Annotated in this window: 22 protein-coding genes, 1 other RNA gene and 1 pseudogene; 20 read left to right on the plus strand and 4 right to left on the minus strand. The window is 41.9% G+C overall.

The features are described from left to right. Position 1: 1 nt before the first annotated feature. The gene (locus FTV50_RS07520) at positions 2–1,528 is read left to right on the plus strand and encodes a DHA2 family efflux MFS transporter permease subunit (RefSeq protein ID WP_180024021.1); all 1,527 of its coding nucleotides are present in this window, start codon (positions 2–4) and stop codon (positions 1,526–1,528) included. 70 nt (positions 1,529–1,598) lie between these two features. Here FTV50_RS07520 and glpK read toward each other — a convergent pair whose 3' ends face one another. Next, on the minus strand, positions 1,599–3,083 hold the full coding sequence (glpK, locus tag FTV50_RS07525) for a glycerol kinase GlpK (protein WP_180024022.1): 1,485 nt from the start codon (positions 3,081–3,083) through the stop codon (positions 1,599–1,601). A gap of 128 nt (positions 3,084–3,211) precedes the next feature. On the opposite strand from glpK, the gene ssrA reads away from it, so the two are divergent. Further along, positions 3,212–3,571, plus strand: a transfer-messenger RNA (tmRNA) gene (gene ssrA, locus FTV50_RS07530). A gap of 159 nt (positions 3,572–3,730) precedes the next feature. Beyond that, positions 3,731–3,946: pseudogene (locus FTV50_RS16805) on the plus strand (Arm DNA-binding domain-containing protein); the annotation flags it as partial. 122 nt (positions 3,947–4,068) lie between these two features. Here the strand turns inward: FTV50_RS16805 and FTV50_RS07540 are convergent. Both FTV50_RS07540 and FTV50_RS07545 read right to left on the minus strand, forming a co-directional pair. Continuing rightward, positions 4,069–5,430: an ATP-binding protein gene (locus FTV50_RS07540; RefSeq protein WP_180024023.1), complete on the minus strand. Its 1,362-nt coding sequence runs from the start codon at positions 5,428–5,430 to the stop codon at positions 4,069–4,071. Then, a complete protein-coding gene (locus tag FTV50_RS07545; protein WP_180024024.1) occupies positions 5,409–6,098 on the minus strand; it encodes a response regulator transcription factor in 690 nt (229 codons plus the stop codon). The genes FTV50_RS07540 and FTV50_RS07545 overlap by 22 nt, the downstream gene beginning before the upstream one ends. A 118-nt stretch (positions 6,099–6,216) precedes the next feature. Between FTV50_RS07545 and dsbD the strand changes: the two genes are divergently transcribed. The 4 genes from dsbD to FTV50_RS07565 all read left to right on the plus strand — a co-directional run bounded on the left by dsbD (position 6,217) and on the right by FTV50_RS07565 (position 10,253). After that, the gene (gene dsbD / locus FTV50_RS07550) at positions 6,217–8,190 is read left to right on the plus strand and encodes a protein-disulfide reductase DsbD (RefSeq protein ID WP_180024025.1); all 1,974 of its coding nucleotides are present in this window, start codon (positions 6,217–6,219) and stop codon (positions 8,188–8,190) included. Next, on the plus strand, positions 8,187–9,029 hold the full coding sequence (locus FTV50_RS07555) for a TlpA disulfide reductase family protein (RefSeq protein WP_180024026.1): 843 nt from the start codon (positions 8,187–8,189) through the stop codon (positions 9,027–9,029). Before dsbD ends, FTV50_RS07555 begins: the two co-directional genes overlap by 4 nt. Positions 9,030–9,050: 21 nt before the next feature. Continuing rightward, the gene (gene dsbG, locus FTV50_RS07560; protein WP_180024027.1) at positions 9,051–9,803 is read left to right on the plus strand and encodes a thiol:disulfide interchange protein DsbG; all 753 of its coding nucleotides are present in this window, start codon (positions 9,051–9,053) and stop codon (positions 9,801–9,803) included. An 87-nt stretch (positions 9,804–9,890) separates the two neighbouring features. Beyond that, positions 9,891–10,253: a YidH family protein gene (locus tag FTV50_RS07565; RefSeq protein ID WP_180024028.1), complete on the plus strand. Its 363-nt coding sequence runs from the start codon at positions 9,891–9,893 to the stop codon at positions 10,251–10,253. A 40-nt stretch (positions 10,254–10,293) separates the two neighbouring features. On the opposite strand, the gene FTV50_RS07570 is transcribed toward FTV50_RS07565, so the two are convergent. Further along, positions 10,294–10,605 carry a metalloregulator ArsR/SmtB family transcription factor gene (locus FTV50_RS07570; RefSeq protein ID WP_078193081.1) on the minus strand — a complete coding sequence of 104 codons (312 nt, stop codon included), beginning with the start codon at positions 10,603–10,605 and terminating at the stop codon, positions 10,294–10,296. A 126-nt stretch (positions 10,606–10,731) separates the two neighbouring features. On the opposite strand from FTV50_RS07570, the gene FTV50_RS07575 reads away from it, so the two are divergent. The 13 genes from FTV50_RS07575 (at position 10,732) to FTV50_RS07630 (ending at position 22,778) form a co-directional block, all read left to right on the plus strand. Next, positions 10,732–11,148, plus strand: a complete 417-nt coding sequence (locus FTV50_RS07575) for a YeeE/YedE thiosulfate transporter family protein (RefSeq protein WP_180024029.1) — start codon at positions 10,732–10,734, stop codon at positions 11,146–11,148. A gap of 1 nt (position 11,149) precedes the next feature. Then, positions 11,150–11,566: a DUF6691 family protein gene (locus FTV50_RS07580; protein WP_180024030.1), complete on the plus strand. Its 417-nt coding sequence runs from the start codon at positions 11,150–11,152 to the stop codon at positions 11,564–11,566. Positions 11,567–11,568: 2 nt separating this feature from the next. Further along, positions 11,569–12,441, plus strand: coding sequence for an MBL fold metallo-hydrolase (locus tag FTV50_RS07585; RefSeq protein WP_078193078.1), 873 nt, complete (start codon positions 11,569–11,571; stop codon positions 12,439–12,441). A 205-nt stretch (positions 12,442–12,646) separates the two neighbouring features. Next, positions 12,647–13,060, plus strand: a complete 414-nt coding sequence (locus FTV50_RS16690) for a DUF2946 domain-containing protein (protein WP_078193302.1) — start codon at positions 12,647–12,649, stop codon at positions 13,058–13,060. A 259-nt stretch (positions 13,061–13,319) separates the two neighbouring features. Then, a complete protein-coding gene (locus FTV50_RS07590; RefSeq protein WP_180024031.1) occupies positions 13,320–14,750 on the plus strand; it encodes a cytochrome ubiquinol oxidase subunit I in 1,431 nt (476 codons plus the stop codon). Then, the gene (gene cydB, locus FTV50_RS07595; protein WP_078193076.1) at positions 14,743–15,747 is read left to right on the plus strand and encodes a cytochrome d ubiquinol oxidase subunit II; all 1,005 of its coding nucleotides are present in this window, start codon (positions 14,743–14,745) and stop codon (positions 15,745–15,747) included. Before FTV50_RS07590 ends, cydB begins: the two co-directional genes overlap by 8 nt. A gap of 11 nt (positions 15,748–15,758) precedes the next feature. Then, complete coding sequence (locus tag FTV50_RS07600; protein ID WP_111886050.1) at positions 15,759–15,866, plus strand: DUF2474 family protein; 108 nt, start codon at positions 15,759–15,761, stop codon at positions 15,864–15,866. Positions 15,867–16,091: 225 nt separating this feature from the next. Then, positions 16,092–17,024 carry a LysR family transcriptional regulator gene (locus tag FTV50_RS07605; protein WP_180024032.1) on the plus strand — a complete coding sequence of 311 codons (933 nt, stop codon included), beginning with the start codon at positions 16,092–16,094 and terminating at the stop codon, positions 17,022–17,024. Positions 17,025–17,123: 99 nt separating this feature from the next. Then, positions 17,124–18,518 carry an FAD-dependent tricarballylate dehydrogenase TcuA gene (gene tcuA, locus FTV50_RS07610; RefSeq protein WP_180024033.1) on the plus strand — a complete coding sequence of 465 codons (1,395 nt, stop codon included), beginning with the start codon at positions 17,124–17,126 and terminating at the stop codon, positions 18,516–18,518. Positions 18,519–18,521: 3 nt separating this feature from the next. Then, a complete protein-coding gene (tcuB, locus tag FTV50_RS07615) occupies positions 18,522–19,673 on the plus strand; it encodes a tricarballylate utilization 4Fe-4S protein TcuB (protein WP_180024034.1) in 1,152 nt (383 codons plus the stop codon). 35 nt (positions 19,674–19,708) lie between these two features. Continuing rightward, on the plus strand, positions 19,709–20,764 hold the full coding sequence (locus FTV50_RS07620; protein WP_180024035.1) for a tripartite tricarboxylate transporter substrate binding protein: 1,056 nt from the start codon (positions 19,709–19,711) through the stop codon (positions 20,762–20,764). 54 nt (positions 20,765–20,818) lie between these two features. Next, positions 20,819–21,265 carry a tripartite tricarboxylate transporter TctB family protein gene (locus tag FTV50_RS07625; RefSeq protein WP_180024036.1) on the plus strand — a complete coding sequence of 149 codons (447 nt, stop codon included), beginning with the start codon at positions 20,819–20,821 and terminating at the stop codon, positions 21,263–21,265. Between the two features lie 13 nt (positions 21,266–21,278). After that, on the plus strand, positions 21,279–22,778 hold the full coding sequence (locus FTV50_RS07630; protein ID WP_180024037.1) for a tripartite tricarboxylate transporter permease: 1,500 nt from the start codon (positions 21,279–21,281) through the stop codon (positions 22,776–22,778). Positions 22,779–22,780 lie beyond the last annotated feature (2 nt).

Below are 22,780 nucleotides of genomic sequence, written 5' to 3' on the forward strand. Positions count from 1 at the left end.
TATGAATCAGCAAATGCAAATGACTGACTTAAAAGGTGGTCGTCTGATTCTCGCTGCCTTGGTCTTGGCATTGGCGAACTTTATGGTTGTGCTCGACATGACCATTGCCAATGTATCTGTGCCGCATATCACCGGTAGTCTTGCAGTGTCGGCATCCCAAGGGACATGGGTCATTACCTCCTATGCTGTGGCAGAAGCGATTTGCGTGCCATTGACCGGTTGGCTCGCTGGGCGCTTTGGTTCTGTACGGGTTTTTGTGATCAGCCTGTTTGGCTTTACGGTATTTTCGATACTGTGTGGTTTGTCGACCAGTTTAGAAATGTTGGTGTTTTGCCGAATTGGGCAAGGTTTGTTTGGTGGTCCGATTATGCCACTGAGCCAAACGTTGTTAATGCGCATTTTCCCTCCTGAAAAGCAATCCCAAGCCATGGGGATGTGGGCAATGACTACTGTAGTTGGCCCTATTTTAGGTCCAATTTTGGGTGGTACGATCAGTGATAATTTATCTTGGCATTGGATTTTCTTTATCAATATTCCTGTCGGAATAGGTTGTGCAATCGCAGCGATGCGCTTACTGAAAACGGCTGAAACTCCAACACAGAAATTGAAAATTGACCGCGGTGGTTTACTGTTGTTGGTGTTGTGGATCGGTGCCTTGCAATTGATGTTGGACTTAGGCCATGAGCGAGATTGGTTTAATAATCCATTTATCGTGGTGCTGGCACTGACGGCATTTGTTGGGCTGATCATTTTCACGATTTGGGAGCTGACTGAGCGGCATCCTGTGGTGAATATACTGCTGTTTAAGTACCGAAGTTTTACCATTTCGGTCTTGGCTTTGGCCTTTGGTTTTGGTGCCTTCTTTGGCAGTATTGTTCTGATTCCGCAGTGGTTACAAATTAACTTGGGCTATACCGCAACGTGGGCCGGTTATCTTACTGCAACGATGGGCGTCGGTAGTTTGACCATGTCGCCAATTGTTGCAAAGCTTGCAACCAAATACGATCAACGTGCTTTGGCGAGTTTTGGTTTAAGTATCTTGGGCGGAGTCACCCTTATGCGCGCCTTTTGGACCACGGATGCAGACTTTATGGCTTTGGCTTTGCCGCAAATATTACAAGGTTTTGCCGTTCCATTTTTCTTTATTCCCTTGTCAAATATGGCCTTAGCATCTGTACTGCCACAAGACATGGCATCTGCGGCAGGTTTGATGAACTTCTTAAGAACCATGGCAGGGGCAATTGGAGCGTCGATTGCAGTAACCATTTGGGATGATCACACCAAAGTCGCACGCAGTGAAATGGTCAGTAATTTACATGTTACTGAGGTACAAAACACCTTGGTGAATCATGGAATGAGTTCAGAATCCGCATTGGGTTACATCTCCAGTTTGGTGGATAAAGAAGCCTTAACGCTTTCAGCCAATCATGTGTTTTTAGTCTTGGCGGGTGTCTTTATATTCGCCGCACTGATCATTTGGCTCTGTCCGCGACCTAAAGCAGGTGTGGGTGGTGGTCATGCACATTAAATATTATCAAGTATAAAAAAACCGCTCGAATGAGCGGTTTTTTTATTGCATACGGTGTTGATTGAAAAAATTAAAGGTCCGAGCGCGCCCGTTTGAGTGCAGACTGCCACTGAGCCAAATGAAATTCACGTTGATCGGCATTCATTTTTGGTTCAAAAGCACGTTCTAATTGCCATGAAGCGGCAATTTCATCAAGATTTGAAAACACACCCGCTTTGAGTCCAGCCATCGCGGCAGCACCCCATGCAGTTGATTCTAAAAGTTTAGGACGCAGTACAGGCACATTTAAGATATCGGCCTGAAATTGCATCAGCATATCATTGCTACTGGCACCGCCATCGACCCGGAGTTCTTTAAGTGGACTAGACAGGTCGGACTGCATGGCGGTCAATACATCCGACACTTGAAAAGCAATAGCCTCTAAGGCGGCACGAGCTATGTGGGATTTATTGGTACCTCGTGACATTCCACAGAGGAGGGCGCGGGCATCACTATCCCAATGCGGAGCGCCTAGCCCAGTAAAGGCAGGAACCAAAACCACGCCATCGGTATGCTCCACTTGGCACGCGAGTTTTTCAACATCACTGCTTTTTTGAATAATCCCTAAACCGTCTCTTAGCCATTGCACGATTGCGCCAGCCATAAACACACTGCCTTCTAGTGCATAATGGGTTTGACCTTGAGCTTGCCATGCAAGTGTCGAGAGTAATTTATTGTGGCTATATTGAACTTCAGTGCCGGTATTAAAGAGCATGAAACAGCCTGTACCATAGGTATTTTTTGCTGTTCCTGCGTCAAAGCATGACTGTCCAAATAACGCAGATTGCTGATCACCTAAAATGCCGGTAATGGGAATGTTTGCGCCAAGTAAACCTGTAGCGGTATCTGCAATATATTCATCTGAACTGATGATTTTAGGGAGGACCGACAGGGGAATATCGAATATTTCTAAGAGTTCTTCATCCCAAGCTTGTTGCTGTAAGTTCATTAGCATGGTTCGTGAGGCATTGCTGGCTTCAATCACATGCTCTGCACCTTGCGTCAGGTTCCACACCAACCAACTGTCAATCGTGCCAAAAGCCACATGACCTTGCTGAGCGAGTTCACGTAGACCTTGAGTGTGTTCTAATAACCAGACCAATTTGCCAGCACTAAAATAGGGATCGATACGTAAACCGGTCTTTTTGTGAATGAGGTCATTGAGGTTTTGTTGGGTCAGTTGTCCACACCACTCGGTTGCACGGCGGTCTTGCCAGACAATTGCAGGAGCAAGCGGTTGACCTGTGCGTTTATCCCAAACCACAGTGGTTTCACGCTGATTGGTCAGTCCAATGGCTTTAATATCTTTTGCGAGGATACGAGCAGAAGCGAGTGCTTGTTGCACGACGGCAATTTGTGTACTCCAAATTTCTTGAGCATCTTGCTCCACCCAACCCGAATGCGGGGTTTGAATATGGGTTTCCCGTTGAGCTGTAGCTTGAACTTGTCCATGTTCGTTAAAAATGATCGCACGACTTGAAGTCGTTCCTTGATCGAGTGCCAATAAAAAGCTCATATATTTTTCTTTTGCGGTCTTGAAAAATAAAATATTAACGCAATTATGTAATTAAGCGCAGATCAATGTGTAATTGTTTCGAAATTGCATCGCAATTTTTTGAAGTTATGCTATGATGACGCTACTTTGGGGATGTTTCTGGCTTCGACGCTGGTGATGAAACTCATAGATGCATGTCGAGAGCGCATTTTCTCTCGTAAATCAAATTTGCATATTTTAGTCGCAAACGACGAAACTTACGCTCTAGCTGCCTAAGGGCAGCTTGTCCGCATCCCTGAATACTTGTGGTTAGGGGTCCCGACTGAAGCGAACGCACACAAGTCCGTATAAGATCAAGCCTTGGGGTCTTATACTAAATCTTAAAGGATCGCGATTTGTACCCTGTTCGTCGGGTCACAAAGAGCTAAATCAATAGACGATATCTAAGCATGTAGTATTCTCGAGCGTAGTGCTGGCGGACGCGGGTTCAACTCCCGCCATCTCCACCAAATTCCTAAAAAAGCCTTTAAACTCAATGTTTAAAGGCTTTTTTATTGGCTGTATTGTCCGACCTTGTCCTAAGCTGTGTGACCCAATTTTTGCCTTGAGTGGGTAATTTTTGGGAAAATTTACCCAATAATTTTAGGATTGATAACGGGTAAATACACATGAAACTCACAGATACAGAATGCAGAAAAGCACAGCCACAAGATAAGCGTTACCGTCTGTCAGATGAGAATGGTCTTTCACTTCTTGTGACGCCAGCAGGACAAAAATAAAGAAATGTATGCTATACCGTTCATGGTGAACGTAAGTCGGACTCACTCAGTCTATATCCTTACGGGAGTTTAAAGAAAGCAAGAGAGCTTGCCCTTGAACTGAAATAAATGTATTACAATTCAGTCTATTACAAATATATCAAGCAATTTTTTTAAGTGGTCGTTGAGACATGATTTAAGAATCAAAGAATAAATAGTCATGATCTAAAAATGATAATCTGCTTTATTCAACACTCTTGAGATAACAGTGTAATCTTTAATCCCTTAGGAAAATTCGGTTCAAATTGGATGGTATAAGCATATTTTGTCAGCATTATTTTGACCAAAGATAAGCCCAGTCCATGACCTTTCTGCTGAGCCGATTTACGCCAAAAACGTTGCCCTAAGTAACGAATATCTTCGGCATTTAAATGTGGACCGTTATCTTGAATGTGTAAAGTGTTTTTCTGCATACTCACGTTAATCACATCAGCATTTGCATGTAATAGTGCATTTTCAAGCAGGTTTTTAAGAACAGAATACAAGACAAATTGAGGTAATGCCAAATCACCAAGACTGTGCCAATCGACCTGAATTTTAGCTGTTGCTTCAGGATAAATCAGTGCTAAATCATCGAGTACTTTTGCAATAATGGGCTGTACCTGAATGCTTGCTTTGATCTGTTCAATAGATTGATCAGTATTCGACAACATCAGTAATTGCTCAAGTAAATCAGCATAGCGACGGACACTTTGATTTGCTTGATCCAAGCTATATTGCAATTTCATATTGCCGTCCGTTTTCGCTATCAGTTGTGCCAATTGCACATTGGTTTTAATTGCGGTTAAAGGACTCCGTAATTCATGCGCAGCGTATGCACTAAAGACTTTTTCATTTTCAAGACTTTGATGCAGTTTATGGACTAAGCGATTCGCATTTTGCACAAAAGGGTAGACCTCTGAGGGCATGGTATTGGCATCTAAGCTTGTGAGATATTGGCTTGCTTCATTGAGCGATAAATTTGACTGACTTAAATCGCTTACAACCAGATCCAAGGCTTTAAATTCTCGACGAATGATCAAAACAATTAAGCCGATACACAACAATAATGACAAGATCAGCGGAATTAAGACCGATTGTAAAATTTGTTTTAGCAAAGACTCCCGCAAAAACATACGCTCTGCAGCCACAACTTGAATCTCACCACGGCGTAACACATAACTGCGCCATTGCGTCTCACCTTGTTGCCAAGTACTAAAACCAACTGCTTGCTGACTTAAATCTTTCGGTGCACCGCGTGTTTTGGCAATGACATGCTGTCCTACACTGATGTCAGAGCTAAATAATGATACTTCGCACGCGATCAATTGTTCTTGGTCTGTGGAATGAAGTTGTTGGGCTAAGGCAGACTCATCCAAGCTTTGCACTGGTAATTGTTGAATTAGCCGTGCCACCATTTGTGCGGAGGCATGTAGACGTTGATCTAGAGTCTCCTGTAGACGTTTTTGTAAGTCGATATACAGCCAAACAAATACTACACTCCATAAGCCGATCATCAAGGCCAAAAGACTGCTGACCAAGCGCCATTTTAAGCTGTGTGATTTTTGCATGGGATTGACTCAGCAATTCTAAACATATAACCGACACCACGAATGGTTTGAATATAGTCCGCATTCAATTTTTGCCTTAAGTGATAAATATGGACATTCAGGGCATTACTTTCAATGCTATCTTGAAAGCCGTATAACTTGTCTAACAGCACTTCGTTTTTAAGTACTTGATTTGGATGGCTCATCAAGGTTTCAAGCAAACTGTATTCACGGCGTGAAAGCTGAATCATCTGATCTTGATAATGGACTTCTTGAGTGTCTTTATTGAGCTTTAAGTGGTCAAATTGAATGACATTCGATGAAAAACCGCGATGACGTCGGGTGAGTGCATGAACCCGTGCAATCAGTTCATCCAGTTCAAAAGGCTTGGTTAAATAGTCATCAGCGCCGACATTTAATGCCTCAACACATTGTTGGGTCTGTAACCGTGCGGTTAAAACCAAAACAGGAACATGAATCTGATCTCTGCGCCATGATCGCAGTAAGTCTAAACCATCTTGGTCAGGTAGGCCTAAATCCAGCATACATAGATCGACCGCACTGTGACGGATAAAATAATCCGCATCACGCGCATGACTCACATGTTCTACTGAAATATTTAAAAAATCCAATGTGGCACAAATACTTGAGGCAATATATGGATCATCTTCAACCAAAACAACAAACATAGCGTTTTCCTGACTTCCTGCCTGTATTTTATAAATGATTTATCTTGTTAATGCTCCCTTAATTTATGCTTTTGCATAATCAACTGAAATAGATTTATGTCGGGTATTAAAGTCATCTATGCGTATAGGGTTAGCAGGGGTGTGTGGAATATTCAGTATTTTGAGTATGCAAAGCGCATTGGCTGATTTTTTACCTCCTGATCAAGCATTTGCTTTTCAGGCTGTATCCACAGCTCAAGACAAAGCCAGTTTCACGTGGCGTATTGCTGATGGATATTATCTATATCATGATCAGCTTAAAGTCATTGAAAATGGCAAAGCATTATCACTGCAACTGCCTCGTCCACAGCAAAAAGATGATCCCAATTTCGGCATGACCGACGTACATTATGGTCAAGTGCAAGCGACTGTCGCCATGCAACCCAATCAAAGCTATAAAATTGAATGGCAAGGCTGTGCCGAAAGTGGCTTATGTTATCCAGTACAGCGTACAACCATTCACACCGATGCCGATGGATTATTGCCTGAAAGCAAGCTGAGTCAGCAAAGCACAACGCAAAAGAAATTATTAGATGCAGTCACATCCACCTCATTACCCAATACTGCAATACCTGTAGAACTACAGGCGAAAAACACTGAAACTGTAACAGTTGTAACGCCAGCAAATACAGCAGAAGTCAAAGAGGATGAAAATGGCTTAAATCCATCTTCTGAACCGACTGCATTAACAGGACCTAGCGAAGCCAGTGCGCCAGAGCTAGATGATGCCTTGATGATGCAGGCAAGTTCTGAATCTGTGACTACAAGGAATGCTGAACAGCGCACGAAGCAGGCCGATTGGAACAATGATCAGTACTTCTTTCATTTACTTTCAACAGACAATATTGCACTGAATCTGATCATTTTTTTAGGTTTAGGTGTATTGCTCGCATTCTTACCATGTTCCTTACCACTGATTCCGATCTTATCCAGTATTTTGGTACAACGTCATCGTGGCTATCGTGCTGGCATGATTGCAGGTATTTTTGTGGTCGGAATGGCATTGATTTATGCCTTGATGGGTTTAGCTGTGGCTGGACTTGGCTATAACTTCCAACGTTGGTTACAAAGTCCCATCTTTATTGGGTTATTTGCCGTGATGTTCGTGCTGTTTGCATTGAATTTATTTGGCATATTCCAGTTGTCTTTACCACAAGGTGTATTACAGCGTTTAGATCAATGGCAACAACGACAAAAAGGTGGAACCTTATGGGGTTCATTCATTATGGGTATGATCTCTGCGCTAATTGTCGGACCCTGTATGAGTGCGCCATTGGCAGGGGCTTTGCTGTTTGTTGCGCAATTGCCTGAACCGTGGATGGGGGCTAGTTACCTGTTTATTCTAGGTCTAGGTGTGAGCTTGCCATTGTTGATTGCTTGTGTGTTTGGTGCACAGTACTTACCCAAACCGGGCGTATGGATGGATCGTCTGAAATTCACTTTTGGTTTTGTCATGCTGTTGTTGGCGGTGTATTTCCTACGTCCTTTACTGCCGAGCGTGGTTTATTTGACGTTGATGGGACTCTTATTCATCAGTATCACGGTTTACATTTTATGGAAGATTCGTCCGCATATTTCACAAATGCCGACGCAACTGCTGTTCATTGTTATGAGCTTAGCTACTGCAATATCCGGTGGATGGTATATCACGCAAGCATGGTCACAACTGAGTACAACACAAGCCACATCATTAGTCGCATGGCAAAAAGTACGTACCCAGGCTGAGCTTGAACAGGCACTCAATAAAGTCAAAGGACAAGCAGTACTCATCGATGTGTATGCTGATTGGTGTGTGGCTTGTCAGCCGATTGAAAAAGAGGTGATGCCTCGTTCCGATGTACAAGCTGGTTTAGCACATGTTTCTCGGATCAAACTCGACTTAACAGAATACGAAGCAAGTCAAGATATCGTGCTGAAAGACTGGCAGATTTTAGGACCACCGACCATGATTTTCTTAGATGTACATCATCAGGAACAGCGCAATCTACGTTTGACGGGCACCTTTAGTGCAGCGCAACTCTTGAGCCGATTAAACCGAGGTACACCGCCATGATCTCAAGCGAAGCACTGCATCTGGGACCTTTCATGTTGCCTTGGGGGCTGTTGTATTTGGTGTTGGCTTTGCTGGTCAGCGCCATGATTGGACGAAAAGTCGGGCAAGAAGCACAGTGGTCAGCCGAGATTCAACAGCGTTTCCAAGATTCTATTTGGAATAGTATTTGGATCGGATTAATAGGTGCACGCCTAGTCTTTATTGGATTAAATCTGGAATCTTATCTCGCATCGCCCATTGATATGCTGAAAATTCAAGACAAAGGGTTTCATCTGAGTGGCGGAATAATTATAGGAAGTGCATGGTTTTGGTGGCGAAATTCAGCCATTGCGAACAAAGCAAAGGCCACATTATTGCTGATCTTTGTCATGCTCGTAGGGACAGGATGGACAGCACAAAAAATCACGCATCAAGACAGCCATTATCCAAGTTTGAGTTTTCCAAGTCTGAACCTAGCCAGTCAAGGTCGGTCAGAAATGATTGCGCTAAAACAATTTCAAGGTCAGCCCACGGTTGTGAATTTATGGGCGAGTTGGTGTCCGCCGTGTCATCGTGAAATGCCTGTATTACAGCGTGCGCAGGATCAATATCCTGAGGTGCATTTTGTCATGCTCAATCAAGGTGAAGAGGTCGATACCGTCCGTACTTATCTCACAAAACATCACTTCAGTTTTCAAAATATTTTGCTCGATATGCAGGGTGAAATGCCACAAGCAGTGAACAGTTTAGGTTTACCCACTACCTTATTTTTCAATGCACAAGGTCAGTTAATTGAGCGTCATCAAGGCGAAATCAGTCAAGCGATGTTGCAACAATACTTAAAGAAAATGAATCCATAAATTAATCATAGGATATGTGTCATGAATACTTTACTTAAAACCAGTTTAGTTATCGGAACACTGTTGACGGTGGCATGTGGTGTCAGTGCTAATCCGAATGCCATTAAAAAACAACTAGAAAAAGAAGGCTTTCAATTTGTAAAACCAATTCCTGCACCCGAAGGTTTAACAGGTTGGGTGGGGCATGAAGACCAATATTCCAATACCATTTTTATTTCTAAAGATGGTAAATATTATATAAAAGGTGAGTTATTTGATGCCCAAGGCAATAATCTTTCAAACACCCAAATTGAAACCCATATGAAAAAAGCCATTTTGGATGATGTATGGAAAACATTAGAAGATTCAACTTGGATTCAAGATGGCAAAAGCGATGCACCACGTATCGTCTATGTGTTCTCTGATCCAAATTGCCCGTATTGCCATAAATTTTGGCAAGAAGCACGTCCTTGGGTAGAGTCAGGCAAGGTTCAATTACGTCATATTCAAGTGGGTGTGATTCGTGAAGAAAGCCGTGCTCAGGTGGCAACTTTACTCATGTCAAAAAATCCAACAGCCGTATTTAATGACATTAATATCAATCGTGGCAAAAATCGTCTTAAACCAGCTGAAAATATTCCTTTAGAAATTGCAGAAAAAATTGATTTTAACCAAAGCTTAATGGGCAAATATGGTTTCTTCTCAACACCATCCATTGCTTGGCGTGACAGCAAGGGGAACTTCAAGTCCGCACAAGGGATGCCGAGTGATCTCAAAGAAATCTTTGAAAAATAAGTAAAATGGATGTTCACCAAGCCAACACAACAGCCCGTCTAAGATCATGCTAAGCTCAGCATTAAAATAAGGAAATCAGGAAACTCGATGTCAAATTTACAAGATCCACGCGTATTGCTTGCTTTGGAACGTACGGCATTGGCATGGAATCGCAGTGGTTTAGCGCTGATTGCCTTTGGTTTTGTGATTGAAAAATCAAATGTATTGTTACAACTACTGCACCCTGAGCAATATCAGCACAAAATTATCTATGGACAGTGGCTTGGCAGTGTCGTGATTGTGTTTGGTTTATTGGTGAACTTTGCCTCAATTTTGCAATATCGTCGAGGGTTGCGCTCATTAACCGAACAGGAATTTATTGCGGATTATCAGAGCCAACATCCCGTGTGGCTGAATTTATTGACCATGCTGACTGGGTTTTTACTGATCATCTCATTTTGGATTTACTAAACTTGGCTGAGCCTCCATACAAAAGCATGCACAAAAATGTTTATTCCTGACAGTACAATTGATACAGCGTTTGCATAATACCCAGCACTTTAGGGTCTGCCAATTGATAAAAAATTTGTTTGCCTTCGCGACGTGTCGAAACAATTTTATTGTTCCGTAAAACGGTCAATTGTTGCGATAGGGTCGGCTGATGAATATCGGTACATTCCTCAATTTGCTGAACATTTAATTCGCCATTGATCAACACACATAAAATTTTTAAACGGTCAGGATTTGATAACACTTTCAAACAATTGGAAACGGTATCAACCTGCGTAAATTCAATTTTTAAGTTATCGAATGCGATGTTCATAACGTCTAACCTGAATCATAAAAAGCAAAAGGAGCAAAGTATATCGAGATAATAACATAAAATGACTTGATTAATATATAATATTATATAATATAAGTTTAAATATTGTTTTATGGCGCATTAACTATGCATGATTTTGTGACAGCGTTTCTTGGTGGTGCTCTGTTGGGTATAGCAGTGGTGGGTTATTTGTATGTCCATGGGCGTATTGCAGGCATCAGTGGCTTGATTGAGCAGGTACTGAATCCACAGACGATTTTTAAAACGCCTGCACTGTGGTTTCTTTCAGGCTTGATCATCACGCCATTTATTTATGGTCTTTTTGTACAACCAGAGATTATCGTGTCTGCTAGCCCAATAATGATGATTATTGCTGGTTTACTGGTGGGTTTTGGTACCCGCTTAGGTTCTGGTTGTACCAGTGGTCACGGTATTTGTGGGATCAGCCGATTATCTAAACGTTCCATCATTGCAACTATGACCTTTATGTTTGCAGGCTTTATTGCTGTATATGTCGTTCGTCACTTGATTGGAGCATTCTAAAATGAAAAACTTTTTAGCTTTTGTATTTGGTTCGCTTTTTTCAGTGGGTTTGATGTTCTCTGGCATGTCTAATCCGCAAAAAGTGATCGATTTTTTAGACATATTTGGTAATTGGGATGCAAGCCTTGCCTTTGTAATGATGGGGGCAATTGCTGTGGCATTTATTCCATTCCAAAAAGCGGTACGTAGCAGTGCACCAACCACAGTATTTAATGAGCAGATTGATTTACCAAGTAACAATAAAATTGATTCAAAGCTTATTATCGGTGCCTTAATATTTGGTGTGGGATGGGGGATTGCCGGCATTTGCCCAGCGCCAAGTTTCACCTTAATTGGCTTAGGGCATTATCAAGTTTTATATTTTATAGTGGCGATGCTTGCAGGCGTGTTGATTCACCGTAAATGGTCAGGAGCTTAACTATGCAACAACCGATTGTTCAGGATTTTTTTGATCAAGCGACCAATACATTTAGTTATGTGGTGAGTGATCCGGTAACCAAGCGCTGCGCTATCATTGACAGTGTTTTGGACTATGATGCGGCTTCGGCAACCACCTCGACCACCCATGCTGATGCAATCATTGCATATGTCAAAGTACAAGATTTAAAAGTAGATTGGATTTTGGAAACCCATGTGCATGCAGATCATTTGACTGCAGCACAGTATTTAAAATCTGTACTCGGTGGCAAAATTGCCATGAGTCATCACATTGCCTTGGTGCAAGAAACCTTTAGTGCCATTTATAATTTAGATATCAAGCAGTTTAATGCTCAACAACCATTTGATTATTTATTTGATGATCATGAGCATTTTCATATTGGTGAGCTAGAGGCATATAACATCCCGACACCAGGTCATACGCCTGCATGTTTAAGTTATGTAGTGGGTGATGCAGTTTTTGTCGGTGATACTTTATTTATGCCAGATTATGGCACAGCACGTTGTGATTTTCCGCGTGGTAGTGCAGATACCTTATTTGATTCGGTGCAAAAACTGTATCAATTGCCAGCGTCCACCCGGGTGTTCTTGTGCCATGACTATTTGCCAAAAACGCGTGATGAATATCACTGCCAAACCGATATTCAAACGCAAAAAGAGCACAATATTCATATTCATGAGGGAACTACAAAATCTGAATTTGTGCAGATGCGTCATGAGCGGGATGCAACATTAAGTATGCCTAAACTGATTTTGCCGTCGATTCAAATCAATATGAAAGCGGGCCAATTTCCCGAACCTGAAGAAAATGGGGTGTCGTATTTAAAGTTACCGCTTAATTTTTTTAAAACCTAAAAATATTGTATTTCAAATTATTAAAGACTTATTTATGTCTTTATCTTAAAAATTAATATTTAGATCTTTAAAGTGAATATTCACTTTAAAGATCTTGGTATTTTAGGTATATTTATTCTATAAAGCTGACTTGTATGATCGGATTTCAAGGAAGCACGGCTTTTTAAGTATTTTTGCTTTCGTTGGCATCTGTTGAGAGAATATGTTGCTAAGACAGAGTGGACTGTTTTTTGCAATTTTAACTTTAGTTTTGCAAATCGCAGTATATTTACAACCACTATTACCCGAAGAATTTCAAATTGCTCCGGTATGTCTCTCTATTACACATAATTTACTGTCCCCAGAAAAGCACAAACACGTACATGAGACGTATAACGAACTTGTTCATCATCTGACCCACGATCATAATCACGACGATCACAATGGACATAACCATCAATGCCAATACTGTACCGTCTATGGTGATGTTGTCCTACCTTTTGATTTTGAGATAGTTGAAATCATCGATAAGATTCAAGTCCGTCTAAGTTTCTATAAAGATGCTTTCCGACATGTATATTTCTCACTGCAAAGGCTTTACTTACTTCCACAAGGTAGGGCACCTCCACACACACTTTAAATCCTAATCAGACCAACAATTTGAATTGTTGATTTACCTCGGTATTTAAAGAGTGATTTTATGAAACTTTATATTTTTGCACCGTTTAGCGGATGCGAACAGAATCGGTTCGCCTATATCATTAGGCTAAAACAATTGATCAAATCCCAACAGATTCACAACAGTCTGCGTCATCGTACTGATCTATCTTTCCTAAAGCAGTCCCGAAATTATGGGCCGTTAGTGGTTCACCGCATAATTCCACAATAAGGTGATAGACATGGATTTAGGTTTGACAGCACTTGAATTGGCGCGAATTCAATTCGCTTTTACAGTTTCTTTTCATATTATTTTCCCTGCAATTTCCATTGGGCTAGCAAGTTTTCTTGCGGTCTTAGAATGGCGTTGGCTTAAAACACAAGATCCCGTTTACCGAGATCTGTTCCAATTTTGGATCAAGGTGTTTGCATTGTCTTTCGGAATGGGAGTAGTTTCAGGGGTAGTCATGAGCTACCAATTTGGCACCAACTGGAGTGAATTCTCTCGTATTGCGGGTAGTGTCACTGGCCCCTTACTCAGTTATGAGGTCTTGAGTGCCTTCTTCTTAGAAGCGGGTTTCCTAGGCATTATGCTGTTTGGGTGGGGAAGAGTGGGTCCTAAAACCCATTTCTTTGCCACGCTGATGGTGGCAATTGGCACCTGTATTTCCATGTTTTGGATTTTATCTTCCAATAGCTGGATGCAAACTCCACAAGGCTTCAGCTTTGAAAATGGCATTATAGTGCCGCAAGATTGGTTTGCTATCGTTTTTAACCCATCATTCCCATATCGCTTAGCGCATATGGCTCTAGCAGCATTCCTTGTATCTGGCTTATTGGTCGCTGCTACTGCAGCATGGCACTTACTCAAAGGTCGCCGTGATGCCTTAGTAAAAAAATCATTTTCTATGGCGATGTGGATGATTCTCGCACTTGCACCTTTACAGGTATTTGTGGGGGATATGCATGGTCTAAATACATTAGAACATCAACCTGCGAAACTTGCTGCAATTGAAGGACATTGGGAAACTAATAAAGATCATGGCATGCCGTTATATTTGTTCGGTATTCCTGATATGGAGGCGGAAGAAACCAAGTATGCAATTGGCATTCCGAACCTCGGTAGTCTGATCATGACGCACACCTTAGAGGGAGAGGTGAAAGGCTTAAAAGAATTTGCCCCTGAAGATCGACCAAACTCGCTCATAGTATTTTGGAGCTTCCGCATTATGGTCGGTATGGGAGTCTTGATGATTTTGCTTGCTATGATGGGTGCATGGTTGCGTAAAACTGGGAAATTTTATGAGTCAAAATGGCTCCACAAATTTGCCTTATGTATGGGACCTTCAGGCTTTATTGCCTTGCTTGCTGGTTGGTTTACCACAGAAGTCGGTCGTCAACCTTGGGTCGTGTATGGCGTACTGCGTACCAAAGATGCCTTGTCACCAGTATCGGCAGAACAAGTCGGTTTAACCTTAATAATCTTTGTGATTGTCTACTGCGTCGTATTTGGTATTGGGATTTATTACATGCTCAAACTGATGGTTAAAGGACCACAGTTCATTCATTCTCAAGCCCATAGCGATGGTGAGGTCATTCGTGCATCAAATCGTCCAATGAGTACCATTGATGAGTCGCTTGAAGTACAACCACAGGAGAAAAACCATGATTGATTTATCCTTAATCTGGGTAGTAATCATTGCTGTGGGTGTGCTGATTTATGTGGTACTCGATGGCTTTGATTTAGGGATTGGTATCCTTTTTCCTTTAGTAAAAGATCGCCAAGAACGCGATGTGATGATGAATACCGTTGCACCAGTTTGGGATGGCAATGAAACTTGGATGGTTTTAGGTGGTGCAGGCTTATTTGCGGCATTTCCATTGGTGTATTCGACTGTGCTTTCTGCGCTGTATATGCCGATTATCTTAATGGTCATCTCGCTGATTTTCCGTGGAGTCGCCTTTGAATTTCGTTTTAAAGCGAACCGCACCAAACATTTATGGGATCAAGCGTTTATTTGGGGCTCGATCTTGGCATCATTCTTCCAAGGTATGATTTTAGGTGCTTATATCCAAGGGATTGAAACCACCAATGGTATTTATAGTGGTGGTGGATTGGATTGGCTGACCCCATTTTCAATTTTTACTGGGATTGCTGTAGTGGTGCTATATGCCACCTTGGGCTGTGGTTGGCTGATTTTTAAAACTGATGCACGTGTTCAAAATCATATGTTTAGCCTCATGCCAAAACTGATTATCGCCTTATTTGTGATTTTTGCTGCAGTGAGTATTTACACCCCATTGGTACATGCAGAGATTGCAAATCGTTGGTTTAGCTTGCCGCAACTGTACTATTTTAGCCCTGTGCCGATTTTAGTATTGATCTTCACATTATTGGCTTTACGCGCCTGTAAAAGACGTCAGGAATTTGCGCCATTTATTTATACACTTGTCTTAGTTGTGCTGGCATATACAGGGTTCTTAATCAGTCTATGGCCAAATATCATCCCACCATCCGTCACCATTTGGCAGGCAGCAGCACCGCAAAGCAGTCAATTGTTCGCCTTGATTGGAGCATTGGTGCTGATACCGATTATTTTGTTCTATACCGCACTGTCGTATTGGGTGTTCCGTGACAAAGTTCGTGTCGGCGATGATGGCTATCATTAAGGAGAATCATCATGAAACTGAATCAAGCAGGCTGGTTTATTGTGCTATGGCTTGGTGGTGTCTTGAGTTTGGCGCTTGTCGCAGGGTTCTTTAGACTGCTGGTGCAGTGGGCTTACTAGAACCTATTCCTTAAATCTGAATCCACTATCTTGCCGGGTAAGATAGTGGATTTTTTTGAGGGACTAAAGGTGAATTGAGTAGGTAGAATATGACAATTTAAAGTGTCGAAATACATAAATATATTTTTTTATATTAAATACTTCTTTTGAATGATTTTTCTGTTTTTTTAGCTTCTATATTGTTAAAACTAACATGATGCATTGAAAAAATCTTAAGGAGCGTGAGTGGAACTTAAACAGCTCAAATATTTCATCACCATTGTAGAATCTGGAAGTTTAGGCAAAGCTGCACAAAAACTTGAGGTTGGCACATCGGCACTCAGTCAACAAATTGCAAAACTTGAAGATGAACTTTGCACACGTTTATTACAGCGAAATTCTACAGGTGTGACGCCCACGCCAGCGGGTTTAGCATTTTTTAAGCAGGCTCAACTTTCTCTACGTCATGTGCAATATGCCATTGAGGCGGCGCACTCATCTCGTCTGACGGGTCATGTCAGCGTTGGATTTTCACCCAGTATAGCGTCAGTTTTGGGCATACCATTTATGCAGCTCATGTCAGAGCGTTATCCTGATATTAAAATTCATTTAGTTGAAAGTCTCTCGGGAAATTTAACCAATTTAGTCAACTCAAGACAGCTCGACATTGCCATTATTTTTACCCAAGATGTCGATGCCAATTGGGCAGTACAACCGTTATTAAAAGAACAAATGTTTCTTATGGCAAATCGTTCTTTACTGAAAGAGTATGGCTTTGAACACTGCATTGAAAATGGAAAAATTGATTTAGAAAATGTGAATCGTTTGCCTCTGGTATTACCAAGCCAACGACATGGACTACGTAAATTCATAGATCAAAAGGTTGAGGGGCTGGACGTAAATTATGAAGTTGATGGTTTACACTTACTCATGAACTGTGTCAGCAACTTAAATATGGCGACCATTCAACCTGTCAGTGCACATTTTGATTATCTCAAATCAGATATTTGTTTACTCAAAGTAGTCGAACCAGTGCTGGATCGAATTAATTATCTTATTAGTATTGCAGAAGAAGAGCTTTCTCCTGCAAGTCTCGCCACCAAAGTAGCAATTAAAATTTGTGTTAAAGAGTTGATCAACAATGGTTTATGGCCTAGCGCTGAACTATTAGACTTTTAGCCTATTTAATTTTACTAAACACCTATTTAAAAGTTGCCTATCACAGCGCTAGGCAGTTTTGGTCTTAAATTACATCAAATTCGAAAGGGAAGACATCGAATGCATGATGTAATTGTAATTGGCGGTGGGAATGCCGCTTTATGTGCAGCACTGACAGCAAGGGAGGCTGGGGCTTCAGTTTTATTGCTAGAAGCAGCACCAAAGGAATGGCGCGGTGGAAATTCACAACATACCCGTAACCTGCGTTGTATGCATGATGAACCTCAAGATGTATTAGTCGATGCCTACCCCGAAGAAGAATATTGGCAGGACTTACTTAAAGTGACTGCAGGTAAAACCAATGAGCATTTAGCGCGTTTAGTGATTCGCACCACGGCAACTTGCCGTAATTGGATGCGTCAACATGGGGTAAATTTTCAACCACCGTTATCAGGTGCCTTACATGTAGCACGGACCAATGCTTTTTTTATGGGCGGTGGTAAAGCTTTGGTGAATGCCTATTTTAGAAGTGCAAAAGATTTAGGGGTCGAGATTCGCTACAACACAAAAATCAATGAACTGATTATTGAAGATGGGACATTTATTGCTGCAATTGCTGAAGATGGCACGCGTTTTGACGGCGCTTCATGTGTATTAGCTGCAGGTGGATTTGAATCCAATCGCGAATGGTTAAAAGAAGCGTGGGGACAAAATGAAAATGGCGAATGGCCTGCAGATCATTTCATTATACGAGGCACACGTTTTAACCAAGGCAACTTATTAAAGTTCATGATTGATCAGGGTGCAGATATTATTGGCGACCCATCTCAATCACATTGTGTCGCAGTTGATGCCCGCGCACCGCTCTACGATGGTGGCATTTGCACCCGCATTGACTGTGTTTCGCTTGGCATCGTGGTTAATAAAAATGCGCAACGTTTTTATGATGAAGGCGAAGATTTCTGGCCGAAACGTTATGCCATTTGGGGGCGTTTAGTTGCAAAACAGCCAAGTCAGATTGCGTATTCAATTATTGATTCAAAATCGGTTGGGCGTTTTATGCCACCAGTCTTTGAAGGTACTAAGGCAGATACGATCGAAGAGTTGGCAGAAAAATTAAATCTAGATGTTGCGACTTTAGTTCAAACAGTGAAGGACTATAACCAAGCCTGTGTGGCGGGTGAGTTTAATCACACGGTACTGGATAATTGCCATACCGAAAATTTAACGCCCGCAAAAACACATTGGGCTGTTCCTTTAAACCAACCGCCATATTATGCCTACGCTTTACGTCCAGGCATTACTTTCACCTATCTAGGCTTAAAAGTCGAAGATGATGCGGCTGTGCGCTTTGAAAATGTCGCGAGTCCAAATCTATTTGTTGCAGGCGAAATGATGGCAGGCAATGTACTTGGGCAAGGTTATACGGCCGGTGTAGGTATGTCGATCGGAACGACATTTGGGCGGATTGCAGGAAAAAATGCGGCTCAAGCTGCGTTTAAACTGGGAGTTTAAAGAATGAATGCAAATGTTAAAAACTTAATACCAGTTGTGCAGCTCACGGATCATGAACAACAAGTAAAACAGGCTTTACAGATTTGTAATGCATGTCGTTACTGCGAAACATTCTGCGCGGTTTTCCCTGCAATGACCAAAAGACTTGAGTTTACTCAAGCCGATATTCATTACATGGCAAATTTATGTCACAACTGTGGCGCATGTTTACATGCCTGTCAGTATGCGCCTCCGCATGAATTTGGCGTCAATATTCCTCAAGCCATGGCACAAGTCCGCCTAGAAACCTATCAAGAATTTGCAGTTCCTGCATCTTTTGGTGCGATTTATAAAAAGACCGGAATTCCGCTAGTTTCTGCGATGTCGGTATTTTTTGCATTACTGATGCTCTTAGGTGTTTGGCTTAATGGCACCAATATCTTTGGCCAATATCAAGGGAATTTTTATGCAATTTTTCCGCATAACTTTCTTGCCGTGTTATTTGGCTCTGTATTTATCTTAGCTTTTGTGCTTTTGGGCTTGGGAATAGCAAAATTTTGGAAACAAACTTCAAAAATTATTCCAGAAGGCGTTGCTCAACCCGATATCTTACAAGCGTCAAAAAATGTCCTGACCTTAAAATATTTAGATGGTGGACATGGTAAAGGCTGTAATGAAGAAGATGATCGTTATACGCAAATCCGCCGTGTTTTCCATCACTTTACGATGTATGGATTTTTACTTTGCTTTATGGCAACTAGTGTCGCGACGATGTATCACTACTTTTTAGGTTTAGAAGCACCGTATGCCTACACCAGTTTACCGGTGATTTTAGGTACATTGGGCGGTATTGGTCTGATCATTGGACCGATCGGGCTGCTACATCTCAATATTAAACGACATCCGATGCATGGGGATGCAAAACAAAAACCTATGGACCGTGGTTTTATCTTCCTTTTATTGCTGATCAGCATTACAGGTCTGGCGCTATTGGCATTTCGCGATAGTTCCGCAATGGCTCTCTTGCTGATTATTCATCTTGCAACCGTTATGACTTTCTTCTTGACGATCCCTTTTGGTAAGTTTGCGCACGGCTTTTACCGAAGTGCCGCATTACTAAAATTTGCCGTCGAAGAACGTGTCGCAAAACTTCAAACGAATTCAAAAACCAAGTAAGCACCCAAACCACAACCGGACCATGGAGGTCGATGATGGCTATAGGTAAGAAAATTGAATTTTTAAATGGACTACAACGCTATAAGGATATTTTAACAATGAAGAAATTAAAATGGTTAGCCGTCGCTTGCACCAGTATTGCAGTCGTTGGCTGCGGCACAGGCAATGCCTCAAAAGATCCTGGTCATCCAAAACGTGCAGAATGTATTGCACCTGCAAAGCCGGGTGGTGGTTTTGATATGACCTGTAAGCTGATCCAATCCGGCTTTAAAGAAACAGAAGTATTAAAAGACCCCATGCGTGTGACCTATATGCCAGGCGGCGTTGGGGCCGTTGCTTACAATAAAATCGTGAATAATGATCCAGCAAATAACAATGCGGTCATCGCATTTTCAACTGGTTCTTTACTGAATTTGGCTCAAGGTAAATTTGGTAATTTTACTGAGAAGGATGTGAAGTGGCTTTCGGGTGTAGCTGTTGATTACGGTTTAGTGGCAGTGCATAAGGATTCGCCATTAAAAACACTGGATGATCTGATGAAGGCGCTAAAAGAAAATCCAAAAGGGATCAGTTTTGGTGGTGCTGGCAGTGTGGGTGGTCAAGATTGGATGCAAACGGCAATTTTGGCTAAAAAGGCTGGGGTAAATCCTGCCAACATGAGTTTTGTAGCTCTCGAAGGCGGTGGCGAAGTATTAACAGCCTTGTTAGGTCAACATATTCAAGTGGGCGTGGGGAATGTGAGTGAAATTGGCTCGCATCTCGAAGCGGGTAATATCCGTGTTCTAGCAGTGTTTTCTGATAAACGTTTAGCGGGTAAATTTTCTAAGTTATTAACTGCGAAGGAACAAGGCTACGACTTGGAATGGCCTGTGATTCGTGGTTTCTACATGGGACCAAAGGTCAGTGATGAGGCATATGCTTGGTGGAAAAATGCCTTTGATAAAATGATGACCAATCAGAAATTTGATGCCGTTCGAGAAAATCAGGATCTGTTGCCATTTGAATTAACAGGTGAAGAAATTAGTGCTTATGTCTATAAGCAAACGGCTGAAATGCGTCAATTATCAGAAGAATATAAATTATCAAAATAACAAATACGCTGAGTTGAATGCCTTTTCAACTCAGTTTTTTGTTTTCGAGGATAGATGATGAAATCTGAACGGATTCTTACGGCCATCATTGCGGTCTGCGGTTTTTTCTTATTAATTTACGCATGCAATTTTGAAGCGCCGATTTCCTACGACCCTGTAGGACCGAAAGCCTTTCCAATTTTACTGATGGGTTTAATTACAGTGAGTGCCATTTATTTGACTGTGCGCCCAGCCATGATGTTTGAACCTGTTGAACTAGGTTGGACTAAGCATTTAATCGGCAAACTTGTTCTATGTACATTGGCATTGTCACTGTATGCGCTTTGCTTCGAATGGTTGGGATTTATCGCAGCAACGCTACTGATGACCATCGCGGTTGGGAAACTTTTTAACGGGAAAACAGTACCAGTTGTTATTACGGGTTTGGTGCTGAGTATGAGTACCTACTATCTGTTTGACCGTGTTTTGGATGTGCCATTGCCACTAGGCTTCTTGGGTTAGGGATGACAACGACATGGACATATTTAATTTCTTAATGACAGGTTTTGAAGTTGCCTTACAACCACAAAATTTACTCATTGCTTTTATTGGTGCATTTATTGGAACGATTGTCGGACTGTTGCCGGGATTGGGTCCAATCAATGGTGTTGCCATCTTATTACCATTTGCTTACGCCTTAGGATTACCCGTTGATAGTGCTTTAATTTTATTGGCAGCAGTCTATCTCGGTTGTGAATATGGTGGACGAATTTCTGCAATTTTGCTGAATGTACCGGGCGATGCGGGTGCAATTATGACCACTTTAGATGGTTATCCTTTGGCTCAGCAAGGTAAGGCAGGTATTGCTTTATCCCTTTCATCTGTTAGCTCATTTATAGGTAGTACGATTGCCTTTATTGGGATTGTTTTATTTGCTCCGATTTTGGCACGATGGGCGGTTTCCTTTGGACCAGCGGAATACTTTGCCTTGATGGTTTTTGCCATTGTTTGCCTGACGGGTTTAGTCAGCACGCAACCATTTAAAACGTTAATCATGGCGCTGATCGGTCTGGCAATTTCGACCGTGGGTATGGATGCGATTACCGGTGTTTATCGTTTTACATTTGATAGTGTGGGTTTAAGTGACGGCATTGCCTTTACAACTGTGGTGATTGGTTTATTTAGTATCAGTGAAATTTTACTGCTGCTTGAACGGACTACGATGGGCAAAGTGGTTTTAGAACAAGGAAAACGCTCATTATTTAATGTCAAAGAGTTTCTGAGTGCTTTAGCCACCATGATTCGTGGATCCTTGATTGGGTTTTTCTCAGGGATTTTACCGGGTGCGGGTGCCAGTGTGGCGAGTGCCATGGCGTATACCACTGAACGTAAAATGGCGGGGGATAGTAGTCAATTTGGTAAAGGTGATCTACGTGGTTTGGCCGCGCCAGAAAGTGCTAATAACGCGGCAGCATGTGGTTCTTTTGTCCCAATGTTGACTTTAGGTGTACCGGGTTCTGGAACAACTGCGGTCATGATGGGGGCTTTGACCATGTATAACATTACTCCAGGTCCGCAGTTATTTACGGAGCAACCAGTTTTGGTTTGGGCATTGATTGCATCCTTAATGGTGGGAAATATTATCTTATTGGTATTGAACTTACCTTTAGTTGGCTTCTTTGCGCGTTTACTTTCGATTCCAAGCTATATTTTGATTCCTATTATTGCAACCGTCAGCTTTGTTGGGGTATTTGCAATTCATAGCACTGTTTTCGATCTTGTGCTTTGTATGGGGCTCGGTATTGTTGGATATATCCTTCGAAAATTTGATTTTCCATTGGCACCTCTGATTCTTGGTTTTGTACTGGGTGAATTGATGGAGTCAAATCTACGACGTGCACTCTCCATTTCTCAAGGTGAGCTCAGTATTCTGTGGAGCAGTAACATCAGTATGGGACTATGGGTCATGTCAGCACTGTTGTTGATCTTGCCAATTGTCCGTAAATATCTATTCATTAAGAAGCAAAAAGCTTAAAT

The organism is Acinetobacter sp. YH1901134, from assembly GCF_013416965.1.
GTDB classification, from domain to species: Bacteria; Pseudomonadota; Gammaproteobacteria; order Pseudomonadales; family Moraxellaceae; genus Acinetobacter; species Acinetobacter amyesii.

Coding starts and splice junctions, on each gene's coding strand:
- FTV50_RS07520 (WP_180024021.1), top strand. CDS start 2: ATGAATCAGCAAATGCAAATGACTGACTTAAAAGGTGGTCGTCTGATT.
- FTV50_RS07630 (WP_180024037.1), top strand. CDS start 21,279: ATGGACATATTTAATTTCTTAATGACAGGTTTTGAAGTTGCCTTACAA.
- glpK (WP_180024022.1), bottom strand. CDS start 3,083: ATGAGCTTTTTATTGGCACTCGATCAAGGAACGACTTCAAGTCGTGCG.
- FTV50_RS07555 (WP_180024026.1), top strand. CDS start 8,187: ATGATCTCAAGCGAAGCACTGCATCTGGGACCTTTCATGTTGCCTTGG.
- FTV50_RS07540 (WP_180024023.1), bottom strand. CDS start 5,430: ATGCAAAAATCACACAGCTTAAAATGGCGCTTGGTCAGCAGTCTTTTG.
- dsbG (WP_180024027.1), top strand. CDS start 9,051: ATGAATACTTTACTTAAAACCAGTTTAGTTATCGGAACACTGTTGACG.
- FTV50_RS07590 (WP_180024031.1), top strand. CDS start 13,320: ATGGATTTAGGTTTGACAGCACTTGAATTGGCGCGAATTCAATTCGCT.
- FTV50_RS07565 (WP_180024028.1), top strand. CDS start 9,891: ATGTCAAATTTACAAGATCCACGCGTATTGCTTGCTTTGGAACGTACG.
- FTV50_RS07570 (WP_078193081.1), bottom strand. CDS start 10,605: ATGAACATCGCATTCGATAACTTAAAAATTGAATTTACGCAGGTTGAT.
- tcuB (WP_180024034.1), top strand. CDS start 18,522: ATGAATGCAAATGTTAAAAACTTAATACCAGTTGTGCAGCTCACGGAT.
- FTV50_RS07580 (WP_180024030.1), top strand. CDS start 11,150: ATGAAAAACTTTTTAGCTTTTGTATTTGGTTCGCTTTTTTCAGTGGGT.
- tcuA (WP_180024033.1), top strand. CDS start 17,124: ATGCATGATGTAATTGTAATTGGCGGTGGGAATGCCGCTTTATGTGCA.
- FTV50_RS07625 (WP_180024036.1), top strand. CDS start 20,819: ATGATGAAATCTGAACGGATTCTTACGGCCATCATTGCGGTCTGCGGT.
- FTV50_RS07575 (WP_180024029.1), top strand. CDS start 10,732: ATGCATGATTTTGTGACAGCGTTTCTTGGTGGTGCTCTGTTGGGTATA.
- FTV50_RS07600 (WP_111886050.1), top strand. CDS start 15,759: ATGAAACTGAATCAAGCAGGCTGGTTTATTGTGCTATGGCTTGGTGGT.
- FTV50_RS07545 (WP_180024024.1), bottom strand. CDS start 6,098: ATGTTTGTTGTTTTGGTTGAAGATGATCCATATATTGCCTCAAGTATT.
- cydB (WP_078193076.1), top strand. CDS start 14,743: ATGATTGATTTATCCTTAATCTGGGTAGTAATCATTGCTGTGGGTGTG.
- dsbD (WP_180024025.1), top strand. CDS start 6,217: ATGCGTATAGGGTTAGCAGGGGTGTGTGGAATATTCAGTATTTTGAGT.
- FTV50_RS07585 (WP_078193078.1), top strand. CDS start 11,569: ATGCAACAACCGATTGTTCAGGATTTTTTTGATCAAGCGACCAATACA.
- FTV50_RS07620 (WP_180024035.1), top strand. CDS start 19,709: ATGGCTATAGGTAAGAAAATTGAATTTTTAAATGGACTACAACGCTAT.